3 protein-coding genes are annotated in these 2911 nt (G+C 68.5%); 1 reads left to right on the forward strand and 2 read right to left on the reverse strand.

Annotated elements, in window-relative coordinates:
* Nucleotides 1–1188: MBL fold metallo-hydrolase (locus Q0L11_RS17695; protein ID WP_296598973.1), on the reverse strand; the 1188-nt coding region annotated here is incomplete at its 3' end.
* 60 nt (nucleotides 1189–1248) lie between these two features.
* Entirely contained in the window at nucleotides 1249–1899 is a 651-nt protein-coding gene (locus Q0L11_RS17700; protein WP_296598974.1) for a hypothetical protein, read from the reverse strand.
* A 180-nt stretch (nucleotides 1900–2079) separates the two neighbouring features.
* Between Q0L11_RS17700 and Q0L11_RS17705 the strand changes: the two genes are divergently transcribed.
* On the forward strand, nucleotides 2080–2911 hold an 832-nt coding region (locus tag Q0L11_RS17705), incomplete at its 3' end, for a serine hydrolase (protein ID WP_296598976.1).

The following is a 2911-nucleotide window of genomic DNA, read 5'->3' on the forward strand; positions in this document are numbered from 1 at the left end:
ATAGACCGCCCGGGAATTGAAGCTCATCGTCCCGTAGTAGCCGCGGTTGTACCACTCGTTGTCGAGCACCTCGGGCAGCTTGATCCGGTTGGCGATCTCGGCCGGCAGCAGGCCGTCGTTCATCAGCCTCACCGACTGGTCGTGCAGGTACTTGTAGGCGTCGCGGTGCTTTTCCAGGTAGTCGCCGATCTCGGCCCGGCCGAAGCGCGGCCAGCCGTGGCTGGTCATCAGCACGTCCGACTTGTCGCCGTAGAGCCGGATCGATTCCGACAGATAGCCTGCCCACTCCTTGGCGTCGCGCACCAGGGCGCCGCGCGGGGTCAGCACGTTGTGCATCGTGGCGTTGGCGTTCTCGGCGAGGTCCAGCACCTTCAAGTCCGGCAGGTAGAGGTTCATCTCCGCCGGCGCCTCGGTGTTCGGCGTGAGCTGGAACTGGATCCGCACGCCGTCGACGACCATTTCCTGACCGCTCTTGGTGACGTCAACGTTGGGGGGGACCAGCCCCTGCGCGCCCGGCGCCACCGCCATGCCGATGCCCGAGTTCACGAGGCCGTTCGGTCCCTTGGGCAGCAGCGAGCCGAACTGGAAAAGGGCGCGGCGCTGCATGGCAGGCCCGGCGATGATGTTCTCGCTGACGGCGTGTTCCAGGAAGCCCTGCGGCGCGATCACCTTGACCTTGCCGGAGTCGACATCCGCCTGGGCGACCATCCCGCGCGCACCGCCGAAGTGGTCGACATGGCTGTGGGTGTAGATCACCGCCACCACCGGCCGCGCGCCCAGCTTGGCGTCGGCAAGGTCCAGCGCCGCCTTGGCGGTCTCGGCCGACGTCAGCGGATCGATGACGATCCAGCCGGTCTTGCCGGCGATGAAGGTGGCGTTGGCGAGGTCGAAGCCGCGCACCTGCCAGACGCCGTCGGCCACCTTGAAGAGGCCGTGCTTCGCCAGGAGCTGCGACTGGCGCCACAGACTGGGGTTCACGCCGGCCGGCGGCGGCCCCTTCAGGAAGTCGTAGGCGGCAAGGTCCCAGATCACCCGGCCGTCCGCCGCCACGATCTTCGGATCGTCCCGTGTCGCGACGAACCCCTTGTCCGCGAAGGTGAAGTCCTGGCGGTCGGCGAAATCCGGCGCTGCGGCGGCTTGGCCTGCCAGCAGGAGGGACGCCAGCGCCCCGAGCATCATCGTCTTCATGGAAGCGCCTCCTCGCCCGCAGGTCCCATGCCTGCGGGCGGGAGGCTTGGCAATGATCGGCTAGGCGATCCAGTCGACCGCGAAGGTCGTCAGCGACAGGGCGATGCTCGCTGCGGCCCCGTCGCCGGCGACGGCCGACAGGATCGTGACCTCGCCGTCGCCCGGCATGGGATAGGGCAGGATCGTCATCACCCCGTCGTCGCCCGGCATCGGGAACGGCAGGATGTGGAACTCGCCATCGCCCGGCGTCACAACGCCGGTGTCGTCGGGCGCGATCTCGCCGCGTTCGTGGATGGTGACATAGCCGTCGGCCTTGCCGTCGCCGTCGTAGTCGATGGAGACGCGCTCTCCACCCTTCGCGTCGGCCTCGCGACCCACGATGGCGGCGTTGGCGCCGAGCTGGCTGAGGTCGAGCTTGTCGCCCACCTGGAAGTCCATGATCGTCCCGAGGTTCTCGGGCCCATCGCTCGACGAACCGGTGGAAGTCAGCACGAAGGTGTCGTTCCCGCCGCCGCCGAAGGCCGTCCGGCCGTCGAGAACCAGGCGGTCGTCTTCGTCGGTTCCAGCGACGATCCGGATCCGAGCGCCGTCGCTGGGGTTGGGTTCCCCGACCGCGATCGGCATGGGCATCGGTACGGCGTCGAGCGGGGGCAGCAGCGTGGGGCCGCTGACCGCAGGATCGCTCGACACGGTCCCGCTATCGATAGGCATACTGAAGTCTCCTTAACGTCCCCCTGAGTCCGCCTAAGCTGTGCCTTGGGACGAGCGCGAAGTCCAGTATTTACGCAACAAGTTTCTACAAACATTCGGTGACGCCCGGGTGGCGCCGCGGCTTGACTCAGGGGCTTCGCCTGGGTGGCATCGGCCGATCGCAGTTGGGGGACAGGTGGGATGCGCGCGTTCGCGACGATGTTGGCGGCCACGGCGGGAGCGCTGGCGTTGGGATGGTCGGCCGCCGCGCAGACCCCGGCCCAGACCTCCGCCTTCGCATCCCTGGATCCACTGTTCGCGAAGTTCATGGCCGAGCGGCACGCGCCGGGCCTCGTCTACGGCGTCGTAGTCGACGGCAAGCTGGCCTATGTGCGCACGCTCGGGGTGCAGGACACTGTGACCAAGGCGCCGGTGACGGCGGACACCGTCTTCCGCATCGCCTCGATGTCGAAGAACTTCACCGCGCTCGCGGCGCTGAAGCTACGCGACGACGGAAAGCTGCGGCTGGACGCGCCGGCCGAGACGGTGGTCCCGGAGCTCAAGGGCTGGGCCTATCCCACCACCGACAGCCCCCGGATCACGGTCCGCGACCTGCTGACCCATTCGGCCGGCTTCGTGACCGACGATCCGTGGGGTGACCGCCAGCTCGCGATGCCCGAACCCGAATTCTCCAGCTTCGTGGCGGCGGGCGTGCCCTTCGCCCGAGCGCCCGGCATGGCGTTCGAATATTCCAACTTCGGCTACGCGCTCGCCGGACGGGTGGTCACCAACGCCTCGGGCCGGAACTACGCCGACTACGTGGAGGCCGCGTTCCTCAAGCCGCTGGGCATGGCCTCCACCGGCTACGACCTCAAGCGCGCGCCCACCGGCAAGCGCGCCATCGGCTATCGCTGGCAGGACGGCGCCTGGGTTGAGGAGCCGGCGCTAGGCCCCGGCGCCTTCGGGGCCATGGGCGGGCTGATGACCACGGCCAACGACTACGCCCGCTACATGGCCTGGGAGCTGGCCGCCT

Source organism: Phenylobacterium sp., assembly GCF_024508875.1.
Taxonomy (GTDB): Bacteria; Pseudomonadota; Alphaproteobacteria; order Caulobacterales; family Caulobacteraceae; genus Phenylobacterium.

Coding starts and splice junctions, on each gene's coding strand:
- Q0L11_RS17700 (WP_296598974.1), bottom strand. CDS start 1,899: ATGCCTATCGATAGCGGGACCGTGTCGAGCGATCCTGCGGTCAGCGGC.